General features: G+C 43.8%; 13 protein-coding genes. 3 read left to right on the top strand and 10 right to left on the bottom strand.

Annotated elements, in window-relative coordinates:
- Nucleotides 1-729: 729 nt before the first annotated feature.
- From ACED41_RS19030 to dusA, 7 genes are all read right to left on the bottom strand, one after another.
- Entirely contained in the window at nt 730-1,506 is a 777-nt protein-coding gene (locus tag ACED41_RS19030; protein ID WP_371725468.1) for a phosphoadenylyl-sulfate reductase, read from the bottom strand.
- Nucleotides 1,499-3,226, bottom strand: a complete 1,728-nt coding sequence (gene cysI / locus ACED41_RS19025) for an assimilatory sulfite reductase (NADPH) hemoprotein subunit (protein ID WP_017069028.1) — start codon at nt 3,224-3,226, stop codon at nt 1,499-1,501. The genes ACED41_RS19030 and cysI overlap by 8 nt, the downstream gene beginning before the upstream one ends.
- Nucleotides 3,226-5,091: an assimilatory sulfite reductase (NADPH) flavoprotein subunit gene (locus tag ACED41_RS19020; protein WP_371725467.1), complete on the bottom strand. Its 1,866-nt coding sequence runs from the start codon at nt 5,089-5,091 to the stop codon at nt 3,226-3,228. The genes cysI and ACED41_RS19020 overlap by 1 nt, the downstream gene beginning before the upstream one ends.
- Nucleotides 5,092-5,214: 123 nt before the next feature.
- Nucleotides 5,215-5,445 (bottom strand): hypothetical protein, encoded by a 231-nt coding sequence (locus ACED41_RS19015; protein WP_004735813.1) that lies wholly within the window; start codon nt 5,443-5,445, stop codon nt 5,215-5,217.
- Between the two features lie 201 nt (nt 5,446-5,646).
- Entirely contained in the window at nt 5,647-6,315 is a 669-nt protein-coding gene (locus tag ACED41_RS19010; RefSeq protein WP_136974911.1) for a TIGR04219 family outer membrane beta-barrel protein, read from the bottom strand.
- Between the two features lie 135 nt (nt 6,316-6,450).
- Nucleotides 6,451-6,672 (bottom strand): envelope stress response protein PspG, encoded by a 222-nt coding sequence (gene pspG, locus ACED41_RS19005; protein ID WP_017059950.1) that lies wholly within the window; start codon nt 6,670-6,672, stop codon nt 6,451-6,453.
- 206 nt (nt 6,673-6,878) lie between these two features.
- Nucleotides 6,879-7,859: a tRNA dihydrouridine(20/20a) synthase DusA gene (dusA, locus tag ACED41_RS19000; protein WP_017063186.1), complete on the bottom strand. Its 981-nt coding sequence runs from the start codon at nt 7,857-7,859 to the stop codon at nt 6,879-6,881.
- 314 nt (nt 7,860-8,173) lie between these two features.
- Between dusA and zur the strand changes: the two genes are divergently transcribed.
- Both zur and ACED41_RS18990 read left to right on the top strand, forming a co-directional pair.
- The gene (gene zur / locus ACED41_RS18995) at nt 8,174-8,632 is read left to right on the top strand and encodes a zinc uptake transcriptional repressor Zur (protein WP_017059941.1); all 459 of its coding nucleotides are present in this window, start codon (nt 8,174-8,176) and stop codon (nt 8,630-8,632) included.
- 17 nt (nt 8,633-8,649) lie between these two features.
- Complete coding sequence (locus tag ACED41_RS18990; RefSeq protein ID WP_017059940.1) at nt 8,650-9,111, top strand: chemotaxis protein CheX; 462 nt, start codon at nt 8,650-8,652, stop codon at nt 9,109-9,111.
- Between the two features lie 138 nt (nt 9,112-9,249).
- Here the strand turns inward: ACED41_RS18990 and pgi are convergent, their stop codons facing one another.
- Nucleotides 9,250-10,902 carry a glucose-6-phosphate isomerase gene (gene pgi, locus ACED41_RS18985; RefSeq protein WP_371725466.1) on the bottom strand — a complete coding sequence of 551 codons (1,653 nt, stop codon included), beginning with the start codon at nt 10,900-10,902 and terminating at the stop codon, nt 9,250-9,252.
- A gap of 326 nt (nt 10,903-11,228) precedes the next feature.
- Here pgi and ACED41_RS18980 point away from each other — a divergent pair, with 326 nt between their 5' ends.
- Nucleotides 11,229-11,648: a secondary thiamine-phosphate synthase enzyme YjbQ gene (locus tag ACED41_RS18980; protein ID WP_017059938.1), complete on the top strand. Its 420-nt coding sequence runs from the start codon at nt 11,229-11,231 to the stop codon at nt 11,646-11,648.
- A gap of 117 nt (nt 11,649-11,765) precedes the next feature.
- Here the strand turns inward: ACED41_RS18980 and ACED41_RS18975 are convergent, their stop codons facing one another.
- On the bottom strand, nt 11,766-12,971 hold the full coding sequence (locus ACED41_RS18975; RefSeq protein ID WP_017059937.1) for a BamA/TamA family outer membrane protein: 1,206 nt from the start codon (nt 12,969-12,971) through the stop codon (nt 11,766-11,768).
- A 23-nt stretch (nt 12,972-12,994) separates the two neighbouring features.
- Nucleotides 12,995-14,080 (bottom strand): alanine racemase, encoded by a 1,086-nt coding sequence (alr, locus tag ACED41_RS18970; RefSeq protein WP_102333448.1) that lies wholly within the window; start codon nt 14,078-14,080, stop codon nt 12,995-12,997.
- Between the last annotated feature and the right edge of the window lies 1 nt (nt 14,081).

Below are 14,081 nucleotides of genomic sequence, written 5' to 3'. Positions count from 1 at the left end.
TGTTAGGCCTGCCGCCAGCGTTCAATCTGAGCCATGATCAAACTCTTCAATTTAAGATTTTGTCGGCTCAATGAATACTGACTTCAAAACTACAAAAAGTAATTCTAAAGCTATTATCTTTCCAACAGAAAGATAATGAATTGACTGTGCCAAATACTTTCTTTCTACAAGAGAAAGTAGTTATTCGTATTGGTCACTCAGTTCATTGAAACCAAAGTTGATTCCGAGGAATCTGTTTTACTTCTCTTAATTAAAAGAGAAGATAAAACGTTTTGATATTCATCAACGAGTGCCCACACAGATTGATAGGTTTAAATTGTTAAAGAGCTTCTCTTCGTTGTGACTTACATCACTTCGGAAGAGGCGGCCATTCTAGCGATTTAATTCTCAGTGTCAAACACTTTTGCAAATTAATTTCTACTTTCTAAAAGTAGGAGCGAATTATCGCTTAAAGCTAGTTGCCTTACTAACATTCTGCGCTGAAGCCTTGTGGCGTCTGCCGTGTCAGTGAGGCGGCATTATAGAGATGTTCATCACATTGGCAAGTGTTTATTAAAGAAAGATGCAAAAATAACGATCACATGGCGAATAAACACTCAAAGCCTTATTTGTGCAAGTTTAACTACAGAGTACTTACAAAATAACCACAGACTTATCCACAATTGATCTAATTTTCATCCTAGAAAACAAAAAAGCTGCCTCATGGCAGCTTTTTAAATGGCAACGAGTCTAAATCCCAGAACCATATTGCTCTCCATCATCTTCATGGAGACCACATTCGCGTTTCAACCCATTAAAACGAGTTTCCTCTTCAGTCATACCCGGTTCCCACTTCTTAGTTGTATGTGTATCTCCAACAGAAAGGTAACCCTGCTCTCGAAGCGGGTGATAAGCGAGACCATGCTCTTCTAGGTAATAGTGAACATCTTTATTCGTCCAATCGATTACCGGCAAAAATTTAAACACACCATTTTGGATAGATAAGATTGGCAAATTTGCACGCGATTGAGATTGCTCTCTTCTTAAACCGGAAAACCATGTCCCAGCCTCGAGCTCATCCAACGCTCTTCTCATCGGTTCAACTTTATTAAGCTTGTTGTACTTCTCTATCCCTTCTATACCTTGATCCCAAAGTTTTCCATATTGCGCTTCTTGCCAATTAGGGCTCTGTTGGGCGCGAAAGACTTGAAGGTTTAGAGTCAACTTCTGACTTAACTCATCAATAAAGCGATAGGTCTCCGGAAATAGATACCCTGTGTCAGTCAAAATAACCGGAATATCTGGTTTTGCTTGGGTCACTAGGTGCAACATCAATGCTGCTTGGATTCCGAAACTAGAAGACACAACATGTGTCCCTTCTAAATTATCTAAAGCCCACTTAACTCTTTCTAATGCGGTTAGCTGCTCTAACTCTGCGTTGATTTGTCCAAGACGAAGTATTTGCTCCGTCTTAGTCAATGCGAGTAGCTCTGCTAACTTCAGTTTTGAAGCGACAGAATTATGCATGCAGATCCCTCTTTGAAATTATCACCTCTTCGATGATGCCAGCTCGGATTGTAAAATCACCGAACCCTTCATTGTCGTTACGTTCCGTAGCCCAACGTCCCACCAGCGAATCAATCTCTTCTAAGATCTGAGCTGAAGTGATGTTCTCTTTATACATCTTAGGGATACGAGTTCCGGCTTTGTTGCCACCTAAGTGCATGTTGTAACGCCCCGGAGCCTTGCCGACTAAACCAAGCTCAGCCAACATTGCACGACCACAACCGTTTGGACAACCCGTAATACGAAGGATGATGTTATCTTCTTCTGGTAATCCATGTTTCTTCAGAATGTCTTCAACATCCGTTACAAACTCAGGAAGAAAACGCTCAGCTTCAGCCATTGCTAAAGGACATGTTGGGAATGCCACACAAGCCATTGAGTTTTTACGCTGCTCGGAAACGGCATCATCCATCAGACCGTATTGACGTGCCAGCTTTTCAATTTTTGCCTTTTGGCTCTTAGGTACACCTGCAACAATTAGGTTTTGGTTCGCTGTCATGCGGAAGTCACCTTTGTGGATCTTCGCTATTTCAGCAACACCTGTTTTCAGAGCTTTACCCGGAAAATCAAGTAAACGACCATTCTCGATGAATAACGCCAAGTGGTGCTTACCATCAATGCCTTCCGCCCAACCAATGCGATCACCACGGCCAGTAAACTCATAAGGACGGCTTTCAGAAAATTCTACGCCTGCACGCTTTTCTACTTCTGCTTTGAATACATCAATACCAACACGGTCTAGTGTGTATTTGGTTTTTGCATTCTTACGGTTTGAACGGTTACCCCAGTCACGCTGAGTCGTTACCACCGCCGCTGCTACATCTAACGTTTTATCTAATGGCACAAAACCAAAGTCGTCAGCTTTACGTGCATAAGTAGAGGTATCACCATGTGTCATAGCAAGACCGCCACCGACTAACACATTAAAGCCCACCAGCTTTCCGTCTTCAGCAATAGCAACAAAGTTAAGATCGTTAGCATGGACGTCCACATCATTTTGCGGAGGAATGACAACCGTCGTCTTGAACTTACGCGGTAGGTAGTTGCTACCAAGGATAGGTTCTTCATCCGTTGTTTCTAGTTTTTCACCATCTAACCAGATTTCTGCATAAGCACGAGTCTTCGGTAATAGATGTTCACTGATCTTTTTCGCCCACTCGTAAGCTTCTTGATGAAGTTCAGATTCAACCGGGTTTGTCGTACATAGAACATTTCGGTTTACATCACCCGCTGTCGCAATTGAATCAATGCCAATGCTATTTAGCGTTTGGTGCATCAACTTAATGTTCGGCTTCAAGACACCGTGGAACTGAAACGTTTGACGAGTTGTTAGACGAATTGAACCGTAAGAGGTACTTTCGTCTGCGAACTTATCAATCGCCAACCACTGCTTAGGGGTAATGATGCCACCAGGCATACGAGCACGAAGCATGACGTTATGTAACGGTTCGAGCTTTTGTTTGGTACGTTCGTTACGAATATCACGGTCGTCTTGTTGATACATACCGTGGAAACGAATCAACTGAAAGTTATCAGCAGTAAAGCCACCTGTTATGCGGTCTTGGAGATCTTGTTCAATCGTACCGCGTAGGTTATTACTTTCACGCTTAAGACGCTCATTGTCAGCCAAAGGTCCAAGTACTTGACCTAGCACTTCTTGCTCTATTACTTGCTTGCTCATTAGTACACATCCCTTTGGTAACGTTTCGCTTTACGTAAATCATTAATATATTGTTCAGCTTGCTCGCGGCTCAGGTTGCCATGCTTTTCCGCTATCGAAACTAACGCTTCATGAACATCTTTAGCCATTCGAGTCGCATCGCCACAGACATAGAGGTACGCGCCCTCTTGCAGCCATTGCCACACCTGCTCTGCTTGTTCGATTAAACGGTCCTGAACATAAACCTTTTCTTTTTGGTCACGGCTAAAGGCAACATCGAGCTTAGTTAGCGCGCCAGACTTGAGGTACTTTTGCCATTCAACTTGGTATAAGAAATCTTGAGTAAAGGTACGGTCACCAAAGAACAACCAGCTTTTTCCTTCAGCATCATTGTTTTCACGCTCTTGAACAAAACTGCGGAACGGTGCGATACCGGTACCCGGGCCGACCATGATGATTGGTGTATTGTCGTCTTGTGGTAATTTGAAGTTATTGTTGTTCTCAACAAACACCTTCACTTCACCACCCTCTTCAAGACGTTGAGCTAAGAAGCTAGAAGCTCCGCCTAAACGAGACTCTTCGCCTTTTTGGTATTCAACCAAACCAACCGTCAAGTGAACTTCTTCATCTACTTCTGCTTGGCTTGATGCAATAGAATAGAGACGCGGTGTCAGCTTACGTAACAGGCCAATTAACTCATCAGCCGATAGCTTAGTTTTCTTCTCAGCTAAAACATCGACAACTTGAGTATTACCCGCGTATTCACGAAGCTTGTCTTTATCTTCCACCAGCTTGATTAACTTCTTGCTGCCCGATAACTCAGCAAACTTAGTCACAAGTTGAGGGTTTGAAGTGGTAATCTCAAATTTACTCACTAGCGCACTATGGATAGATAGATTCTCACCATCGACATCGACACTTTCGATACCCGATAACCCAACCTTAGAAAGAATCTGATTTGCGAGTTCTGAACTGTTTTCATACCATACGCCTAGCGCATCGCCGGGTTGGTAGGTAATGCCCGACTCATCAAGATCAATCTCGATATGACGAACATCTTTACCCGAGTCACGACCCGTGATCTTTTGACTGGTTAATAGTGTCGCTGTATATGGATTTTGTTTGGTGTATTGCGAATGACCGGCAGCTGCTTGGCCTACTGGTAACTGAACGATATCAGCCTCGGCACCTGTCGATAGCGTTTCTTGAACTTGTGATAACGCTTTAGCGCGCCATTCCGTTGCTGACTCTTCGTAATCAACATCACAATCAAGGCGATCGACAAACGATTTCGCACCAAGCTTAGCGAGGAAGTTATCGAAGTCTTTAGCCGTTTGGCAGAAGAACTCATAGCTTGAGTCACCTAAACCAATCACACCGTATTGTAGGTTTGATAATTTTGGCGCTTTCTTCGATTGTAGGAATTCATGCAACTCAATCGCGTTATCAGGGGCTTCGCCCTCACCATTGGTTGAAGCGACGAAAATGACGTGTGTCTCTTTGGCTAGGTTCTTACCTTTATAATCACTCGCATCGAAAAGCTCGACGGCGATACCTAAGGCTTTTGCTTCTGCCTCTAGCGATTCAGCGACGCCTTTAGCATTACCGGTTTGAGAAGCGAAGATAATGCTGAGCTTACCCGCTGGCTTAGCCGCTACTGCAGCGGCCGCTTGAGCGATTGGCGCAGCAGAACCGACAGGCTGAGCTTGGCTCACTCCCCAAAGGTAACCACTGACCCATGCCAGTTGCTGTGAAGACAGTTCAGAAACAGTTTGCTGAAGATGACCCAATTGTTGGTCATTAAGTGGTGCTGCTAGCCCAGGTAACTCATTAGCCCCAGACTGTGCATTATTATTTTGTGAAGACTCTTTCTTATTTAAAGACATGGTCACGACATCCCTAATCATTGCGTGACGATAGATTAACCACTCCTTTTAATAACAAGAAAGAATAGAAAAGTATGTTTTATAACTTTTTGGAAGTAAAAACCGATTGAAACGTAAATTGTCTTACTGGTTTTCAATGCGTACTTGCTGAAAGCCAACCGCCATTGCCGACTTAGATGCCAAGTCTAAATCCGCGTAATGACATTCTTCACCATGAACATCAGTAAGCAGAACAAAGCCCCCCCCCATATGACGAAACTCCACAACCCAAGACCCTTCTTGAATTGAGGGCTCTATGATGGCTTCAACTAACAGGTTTTCTCTATATAAATTTCGTAATTCATTGAGTGTCATATTCCATCCCTTGCTTTGACCTCACTACATAGACCTTATAAGAATAGACGCAAATTGGCTCTCTGTATTAAGGATGGTCGAAAGTGATGAATGTGCTAACTAATTCCAGAAAGATATATACTCAAGTAACCAATAGATATAAAAAACGCCACTTAATAAAGTGGCGTTCTTAAAATTCGCTCTAAATTTGCTTTATATGGCCTAGAAGCGCACTTCAGCACCAGCAAACCAGCCATCGACCATAACAAAGCTCTTACCTAGTTCTGAGCTAAAGAACTCATCCGAATCTAAATCGATAACACGGTAACCACCACGCAGGGCAATTTCAGATTCTGATACTGGAATTCGGTACTGAACACCCGCCATCAAGTCAGTGCTCTTAATACCACTGCTATCACCGAACTCCATCGTACCGATGATATCGAAATTGGTCTCAGGAACGTTGATCTCTGCGTTGCCGTAGAAGCTCCAAGTGAATTCATCAAAGCTTGTTTGAGCGCCACCCGTTTTCGGTTCGATGTAATTCGAGTTTGAATACTGAGTAAACGTCACACCCGCATCGAAGTTCATCAGCTTGTGATCTAACAACGTGTAATAGAAGGTGTAATCGTACTTATCGAAAGCCAATGAATCTGCATCAACAGAAGTATAGCGAAAGCTAGCGTTTGGTAGCATCGGGGCATTATGCTCAAATGCGAAATACAACGAAGGTGAGTTAGAGTCATCATCTTGTCTAACTTCGTTTAGCTTTGTACTTCCCCACCACATATCGGCACCGACTTTAGCCGTGTAAGAAAACTCTTCTTCAGCAGACACTGCTGAACTTAAAGATAGCATTCCCACTAAAGCAATTAATGGCATTTTATTCATTTGAGATAGCTCCAATTCCATATCGTAGTGCTAATTGTATGCACATTCATAGATTATTGGGGAAAATTCTACCACACATCTTAAATTCTAAAACGATAAACCGCTGACGAGTAAAGATTTGACGGCACGATGACCTTAGTAACGTCTCTGGTTAGAACTGTGTACAAAATTTTTGAAAAACCACACACCGATTGCAATCACGATCAACCAAGGCAGTAACTTAAACACGACGCCCATCATACCTAAGACCAACATGACTAATAACGCTACTCCGGTTGCAGCCAATACCGTCATAAACGTGATACCAGTGACAAGTAGAGTTGCGACGAAAATAAGAACAAAGATTAATTCAAACATAATGGTCTCCCTAATGAGTTAATGACCTATCTTTCCTACTTTCTAACATTGCAGCTTCCATACCAAGTGTGCCAACCCTATAAAATCCTTATTTATCAGATAAATAAAAAGCCACACATCTTCATGCGTGGCTTTTCGGAAACTTATAGTGGTAAATTTAACCTCTAGTGGCGAATTTAACCTTAAGTTTTTAACTTAGAGGGAGCTTAAACATTTAGCTCTTTAGGGATCTTAGCCAATGCTGTTTGCATCACTTCAATACCTGCACCTTTCTTATGTGCGTTTTCACTGATGTAGCGACGCCATTGTCTTGCGCCCGGCATGCTTTGGAACAAACCAAGCATATGACGAGAGATGTGTCCTAAGCTTGCACCATTTGAAAGCTCACGCTCAATGTACGGGTACATTTCTTCAACCACTTGTGAGCGCTTCTTAATTGGCGTGTCTAAACCAAAGATCTGCTGATCAACTTCAGCCAAGATAAACGGGCTATGGTAAGCCTCACGACCGATCATCACACCATCAAGGTGTTGCAAGTGCTCCTTAGTTTGCTCAAGAGTCGTAATGCCACCATTCACGGCAATCACCAGATCAGAGAAATCTTTCTTGATTTGGTATGCACGATCGTAATCTAGCGGTGGGATCTCACGGTTCTCTTTCGGGCTAAGGCCACTCAACCACGCTTTACGCGCGTGAATAGTAAATTGCTCACAGCCACCTTTTTCAGAAACCGTCGAAACAAACTTAGTTAGAAACTCATAAGAGTCTTGGTCATCGATACCGATACGCGTTTTCACGGTAATTGGAATATCAGTGACTTCTTTCATCGCGGAAACACAATCTGCCACCAACTCGGGCTCAGCCATCAAGCATGCACCAAATCGACCATTCTGAACTCGGTCTGAAGGGCAACCTACGTTAAGATTCACTTCATCATAACCGCGTTCACCAGCAAGCTTGGCACAAGCAGCAAGATCAACCGGGTTTGAACCACCGAGTTGAAGTGCAAGAGGATGTTCTTGCTCGTTATATTCTAGGAAGTCGCCCTTACCATGTAAGATCGCGCCCGTTGTTACCATTTCCGTGTACAGAAGAGTCTGCTGAGAAAGCAAACGGTGAAAGTAACGACAGTGGCGGTCAGTCCAATCGAGCATTGGAGCGACAGACAATCTACATGAATGTGTCATGGTAAAGTACCCTGGTAGCGAGTCAAAAAAATATGCTGGAATACCCAGCAAAAGCAAGGTCGGCTATTGTAAATGCTATGCCCAGTTTGTGCTATATGAACTTTACCTCACATTTTTTATTTAAACCTATTCACCAAACCTCTAATTCAGCCTCACTAATCAGTTATGCCTTGAGTCACACTGTCATTTTGAGTTACCTTGTCTTATTCAAAGTCGTGGGTCACAATACGCTCTGTACCTGACTTTAATAGAAATCATTGGCTCCCAAAACGTAGTAACCTAGAAATAAGGTTTGATTAGGGATGTCCGATTGAATGGTGAAAAATTTGGACCACACATTAATAGAGCAAGTTGAAGGGATATGCGCATCGCGAGGCGTTAGATTAACACCTCAAAGAAAGCGAGTGTTTGAGCTCATCCTCTCTAATAAAAAAGCCTCCAGTGCTTATGAATTATTAGAGCAGTTGAAAGTCAGTGAACCGCAAGCCAAGCCACCTACAGTATATCGCGCTTTGGATTTCTTGTTGGAGCAAGGTTTCATTCACAGAGTTGAGTCAACCAATAGCTTCATATGCTGCTGCTCTTGCAATGCCAACAAACATTTCTCCCAACTACTGATCTGCGATAAATGTGGCACTGTGATAGAACTGCAGGACGATGCGCTTGTCACCCTACTCGCCAGTAACGCTGAGAAGCATGGCTTTCAATTGACGAATCATGTCATTGAATCGCATGGCATTTGCCAATCTTGCTCCTCCGAGATGAAAGAATAAGATTATAGAAGAACATTATGCGCGCTGAATTTGTAAACCCGTTTTTAGCTTCTTTGATGAACGTATTAAAAACGATGGCTTCTCTAGAATTGAAGCCACAAAAACCGAGAGTTAAGAAAGATGAAATCGCTCGTGGTGATGTATCCGGCCTAATTGGTATGGTGGGTACACAATCTCGTGGCTCTATGTCGATCACCTTTGATGAAGGTCTCGCTCTCGAAATCATGGAAAACATGCTTGGTGAACGACCAAACGGCCTCAACGAAGAAGTGACCGATATGGTGGGTGAAATCACTAACATGGTGACTGGCGGTGCAAAACGTATTCTTGCGGAAAGCGGTTTTGACTTCGATATGGCAACGCCAATCGTGGTTTCCGGTAAAGGTCATACGATTCGCCACAAGTGTGATGGGGCAATCATCATCATGCCTTTCTCATCTCAATGGGGTAATGCTTTCATCGAGATCTGTTTCGAATAGAGACAATCGAGTAAATATAAAACGAAAGGCTGACGTACATACGTCAGCCTTTTTTATTGCCGTAAAATCAACGGACATAAAAAACGCCAACCGAAAGGTTGGCGTTTACAGTTATTACTTGGTGTTACTTAAACAGTCTTAAGCTTTAAGCGCTTTAAATGCATTGATTAGACCGTTTGTTGAGCTGTCGTGAGAGGTTACTTGAGCATCGTCAGCAAGCTCTGGAAGAATTTGGTTTGCTAGTTGCTTACCAAGCTCTACACCCCATTGGTCGAAGCTGAAGATGTTCCAGATTACGCCTTGAACGAAAATCTTGTGCTCGTACATCGCGATTAGGTTACCTAAAGAGCGAGGAGTGATTTGCTTAACAAGAATTGAGTTCGTTGGACGGTTACCTTCAAACACTTTGAAAGGCGCAAGTTCAGCTGCTTCTTCTGCTGTTTTGCCTGCCGCTAGGAATTCAGCTTCTACTGTCTCTTTTGTCTTACCGAAAGCAAGCGCTTCAGTTTGAGCAAAGAAGTTAGACATCAACTTCTGGTGGTGATCAGATGCTGGGTTGTGGCTGATAGCAGGAGCAATAAAGTCTGATGGGATCAGCTTAGTGCCTTGGTGAATCAGTTGGTAGAAAGCGTGCTGACCGTTTGTACCTGGTTCGCCCCAGATGATAGGACCTGTTTGGTACTCTACCGGGTTGCCTTCACGGTCTACAAACTTACCGTTTGATTCCATGTTGCCTTGCTGGAAGTAAGCTGCAAAACGGTGCATGTACTGGTCGTAAGGTAGAATTGCTTCTGACTCAGCGCCGTGGAAGTTGTTATACCAAATACCGATAAGCGCAAGGATTACTGGAATGTTGCTTTCAAACTCAGTTGAAGCAAAGTGGTTATCCATCTCGTGAGCACCTTCTAGTAGCTCAACGAAGTTATCGAAGCCAACAGATAGTGAGATAGAAAGACCGATTGCAGACCATAGTGAGTAACGACCACCAACCCAGTCCCAGAATTCGAACATGTTGTCAGTATCAATACCAAACTCAGCGACCGCAGTTGCGTTAGTTGATAGTGCTGCGAAGTGTTTAGCTACGTGTGCGTTGTCACCCGCTTCAGCCAAGAACCAATCACGTGCAGAGTGCGCGTTAGTCATTGTTTCTTGAGTCGTGAATGTTTTAGATGCCACTAAGAATAGCGTTGTTTCTGGGTTAAGAGGCTTAAGTGTCTCAACGATGTGAGTGCCATCTACGTTAGAAACGAAGTGCATGTTTAGGCGAGTTTTGTATGGCGTTAGTGCTTCAGTCACCATGTATGGACCAAGATCCGAACCGCCGATACCGATGTTTACAACATCAGTGATCTCTTTACCTGTGTAACCTTTCCACTCACCAGAAACGATGCGGTGTGTGAACAGTTCCATTTTTGCTAGTACAGCGTTAACTGCTGGCATTACGTCTTTGCCGTCAACCATTACTGGCTTGTCGCTACGGTTACGTAGAGCAGTGTGAAGTACTGAACGACCTTCAGTCTTGTTGATTGCATCACCACCGAACATTGCTTCGATTGCAGACTTAACTTCAGTCTCGTCCGCAAGAGCAAATAGGTGCTGCATAGTTTCAGCATCGATAAGGTTCTTAGAGTAATCCACTAAGATGTCAGAACCGAAACGAGTAGAAAAGCTCTCGAAACGCTTTGCATCTTGAGCAAACAGCTCTTTCATATCCATATCTTGAGCAGACTCAAAATGTGCCGTTAGAGCTTTCCACGCTTGTGTTTGCGTTGGGTTGATATTTTTCAACATGGTATCTATCCCGATGTTACTGTAGGTTTTATTCTAAACGTCACCTGGGTGATGAATAGAACCCCCGATTAGGCGAAAGTTTATATTTTTCTGTGATGACCAAACCGCGTCACCACTGAAAGATTCTTTGTAATTTTTTTTCACGACGTATTATGCCGCATATGAAGAGCTGTACCTTGAGATAAATCAGGATTAGATTTCCTGACAGAAGAATCGATACAGACTCTAGCTCTAACATAATTAAATGTGAGCGATACCTGATAAATTCAAGTTCAAAAGATAGCGTTAAACCACTTTTTTTCCAAATACATTATAAAGGATGGCGTATGTGGATTCAGAAGACTATACACCTAAATGCACGAAAGCGTGGATTTCATCTCATTACTGATGAAATTGAACAACAGATACACGATATCAATTCTCTATCTGTTGGTTTATTACATCTTTTTATCCAACATACCTCTGCCAGCCTCACGCTAAACGAGAACGCTGATCCTACCGTCCGTACCGATATGGAGTCGCACTTTAATAAGTTTGTCCCAGAGCGAGCGCCCTACTACAGACACACCTATGAAGGTGATGATGACATGCCTGCCCACATTAAAGCATCGACACTTGGCACCAGTGTGACAATACCAATTAGCAATGGTCGTTTAGCTTTAGGAACATGGCAGGGTATTTACTTAGGAGAGCACCGAGATTGTGGTGGAAGCCGAACTGTGATTGCTACGATGCAAGGTGAGTAGACTGCTTGAAAACAAGATCTCCTTAATAAAAACAATATCTTGTTAATAAAAAAGAGTGGTGTGTTTCCACGACCACTCTTATAAAAATAGTATTTGGCCTACTGTAGGCCGAAAGGTTTAGAAGGGCTGGTTTATCATAACCCTAAAGGCCCCTTCGTCACCACCTCGCGCCAACTCAGCACGTACAACAATACCTTCCACTTGGAAACGCACCGCGCCACCTAAGCTCCATTTCATGTCCGAGTGCAGTGTTTTGATGTCGTACTCATCGGCAACGCGCCCTAATTCAGCAAACGCTACCCATTGCCACCAAGGCAAATCGTAGTAGTTTATCAGTGGGATATCGCCAAGTGGTTGCCAGTCAGGAAGTACTCGGTACTCAGCAGAATAATGAACTGCAGAGCGACCGTGATAACGACCTCCGGTATAACCTCGTAAACGATACAAGCCACCCAATCGAGCTTGCTCCGTTTCTGGTGGGCGAGCACAATCTTGCCCAGAGCAGTTATCCCACGTTGGCGTGTCAGCGGTATAGAAATCAAATGCTAAAACTTGTTGATCGAACAGGTCCCCTAAAGGACCTAAAGCAAAGTACTGGCTATTTTGGAAGGTCCACTTAAGCCACAAGTCATCGTTAGACCAACTCTCTGCGCCAGTGGTGAACTCAAGGTTAGTGTGAGAACCTCTGGTCGGGTTGCGTGTGCTATCACGGTTATCCCAATCAAACGCCAAACTAAAGCCTGTTGCCTCCTCGGTATTATTTAAACCTTCCAACTCACGAGCAGTATAAAAAGGCGTAAATAGAATCGAACTGACACCCGATTCGATTGGCGAAGCAAAGCTCACATCTTTGATTGGCTGAAAAGCACCGAGTAAACCGTGTTCTGCAACGTTGCCCCAAGGTAGCAAATACTTAAACTCAAACTGATAGTTTTGCTCTAAGCCATCAGCAATGGTTTTGTCATCGATAGATGAATCATTATCGCCTTGAGAACCAATGTAATACGGGTTGTCGTTGAAGCGCGCTTGATACATCTGAGTGCTAAACAATACGTTCTCAGACAAGGCATAGTTAAAAGCCGATAGAAAACCGACGTAACTGTCTTTGTCTGAATAGAGTGCCATACCAAACAGAGCGGCTTGAGGTTGCCAAACACCCTTTGCGACACCCGCAACCCCAAAGGTGTTACCCATGGTTTCGGTGCTGAAGTAGAAAGGAACAAAGGCTGAATCTTTTTCTTCACTCACAGCGGAAGAAGAAAAGCTGACACCGAGTAATGTCATTGCAGACATTAGCCAGCTTCGAGTCGTTCGCTTGAACATAATTTACTTATCAAGATCCATGATTACTTCACATATTCCATCGCAACACGCGAAGTCAGCTTAGTGACTAACTCGTAAGCGATAGTGCCGATATGTTCAGCCACTTCTTCTGAAGGTAAATCTTTACCCCACAGAGTCGCTTCATCGCCGACTTTATCTGCCGCATCAGGGCCTAGATCAACCGTTAGCATGTCCATTGATACACGTCCTGCGATCGGTACTTTTCGACCGTTAACGAACACTGGAGTACCGTTAGGTGCAGTACGAGGATAACCATCGCCGTAACCAATTGCGATAACACCAACCTTGGTATCACGCTCACTGGTCCAGTTACCACCATAACCCACACTTTCACCAGCCTTCACATCACGAACCGCAATTAAGTGTGAAGTCAGAGTCATCACCGGCAAAAAGCCCAGCTCTTGCGCTGATTTATCAACAAACGGAGAGACACCGTAAGATATGATTCCCGGACGAACCCAATCAAGGTGGCTGTCTGGCCAAGCGAGTAAACCCGCAGAGGCAGCAAGTGAACGCTCCCCTTCACAACCTTTAGTAAGCGACAAGAAAAGCTCTGTCTGTTCAACGGTGGTTGCTCTATCCAGTTCATCAGCACAACCGAAGTGGCTCATGTAACGTAGAGGTTTGGCAACATTCGCACATTGATGCAAACGCTCAACAAAGTTTTGGTATTGCTCAGGGCGAACACCTAATCGGTGCATACCACTGTCGACTTTTAGCCATACCACAACGGGTGTTTCCAAATCCGCATTCTCTAGCGCGCTTAATTGCTCTTCACAATGCACCACCGTTTGAATGTTATTGGTCACCAAGATTGGCAAATCGCCCGAAGAGTAAAATCCTTCCAGCAACAAAATAGGTTTAACAATGCCACCAGCACGAAGTTGTAACGCTTCTTCAATACGCGCCACACCAAAAGCATCAGAGCTTTTTGAATGCTTGGCTATATGCAGTAAGCCGTGTCCGTAGCCATTGGCTTTCACAACAGACATGACCTTGCACTGAGGAGCCTTCGACTTTATCTGGTTCAGGTTATGTTCGAGCGCGTTTAAGTCAATGCTCGCCGTCGCCGCTTTCATGTAAGTCATT

The organism is Vibrio sp. 1F255, assembly GCF_041439145.1.
GTDB classification, from domain to species: domain Bacteria; phylum Pseudomonadota; class Gammaproteobacteria; order Enterobacterales; family Vibrionaceae; genus Vibrio; species Vibrio crassostreae_C.
This window is presented reverse-complemented; position numbering and strand designations above follow the sequence as displayed.

Excerpts from the sequence above, each read along its gene's own strand:
- alr (WP_102333448.1), bottom strand. The coding sequence starts at position 14,080 with ATGACTTACATGAAAGCGGCGACGGCGAGCATTGACTTAAACGCGCTC.
- ACED41_RS18990 (WP_017059940.1), top strand. The coding sequence starts at position 8,650 with ATGCGCGCTGAATTTGTAAACCCGTTTTTAGCTTCTTTGATGAACGTA.
- ACED41_RS19030 (WP_371725468.1), bottom strand. The coding sequence starts at position 1,506 with ATGCATAATTCTGTCGCTTCAAAACTGAAGTTAGCAGAGCTACTCGCA.
- pgi (WP_371725466.1), bottom strand. The coding sequence starts at position 10,902 with ATGTTGAAAAATATCAACCCAACGCAAACACAAGCGTGGAAAGCTCTA.
- ACED41_RS19010 (WP_136974911.1), bottom strand. The coding sequence starts at position 6,315 with ATGAATAAAATGCCATTAATTGCTTTAGTGGGAATGCTATCTTTAAGT.
- ACED41_RS19015 (WP_004735813.1), bottom strand. The coding sequence starts at position 5,445 with ATGACACTCAATGAATTACGAAATTTATATAGAGAAAACCTGTTAGTT.
- dusA (WP_017063186.1), bottom strand. The coding sequence starts at position 7,859 with ATGACACATTCATGTAGATTGTCTGTCGCTCCAATGCTCGATTGGACT.
- ACED41_RS18975 (WP_017059937.1), bottom strand. The coding sequence starts at position 12,971 with ATGTTCAAGCGAACGACTCGAAGCTGGCTAATGTCTGCAATGACATTA.
- pspG (WP_017059950.1), bottom strand. The coding sequence starts at position 6,672 with ATGTTTGAATTAATCTTTGTTCTTATTTTCGTCGCAACTCTACTTGTC.
- ACED41_RS19020 (WP_371725467.1), bottom strand. The coding sequence starts at position 5,091 with ATGTCTTTAAATAAGAAAGAGTCTTCACAAAATAATAATGCACAGTCT.
- zur (WP_017059941.1), top strand. The coding sequence starts at position 8,174 with ATGGTGAAAAATTTGGACCACACATTAATAGAGCAAGTTGAAGGGATA.
- cysI (WP_017069028.1), bottom strand. The coding sequence starts at position 3,226 with ATGAGCAAGCAAGTAATAGAGCAAGAAGTGCTAGGTCAAGTACTTGGA.
- ACED41_RS18980 (WP_017059938.1), top strand. The coding sequence starts at position 11,229 with ATGTGGATTCAGAAGACTATACACCTAAATGCACGAAAGCGTGGATTT.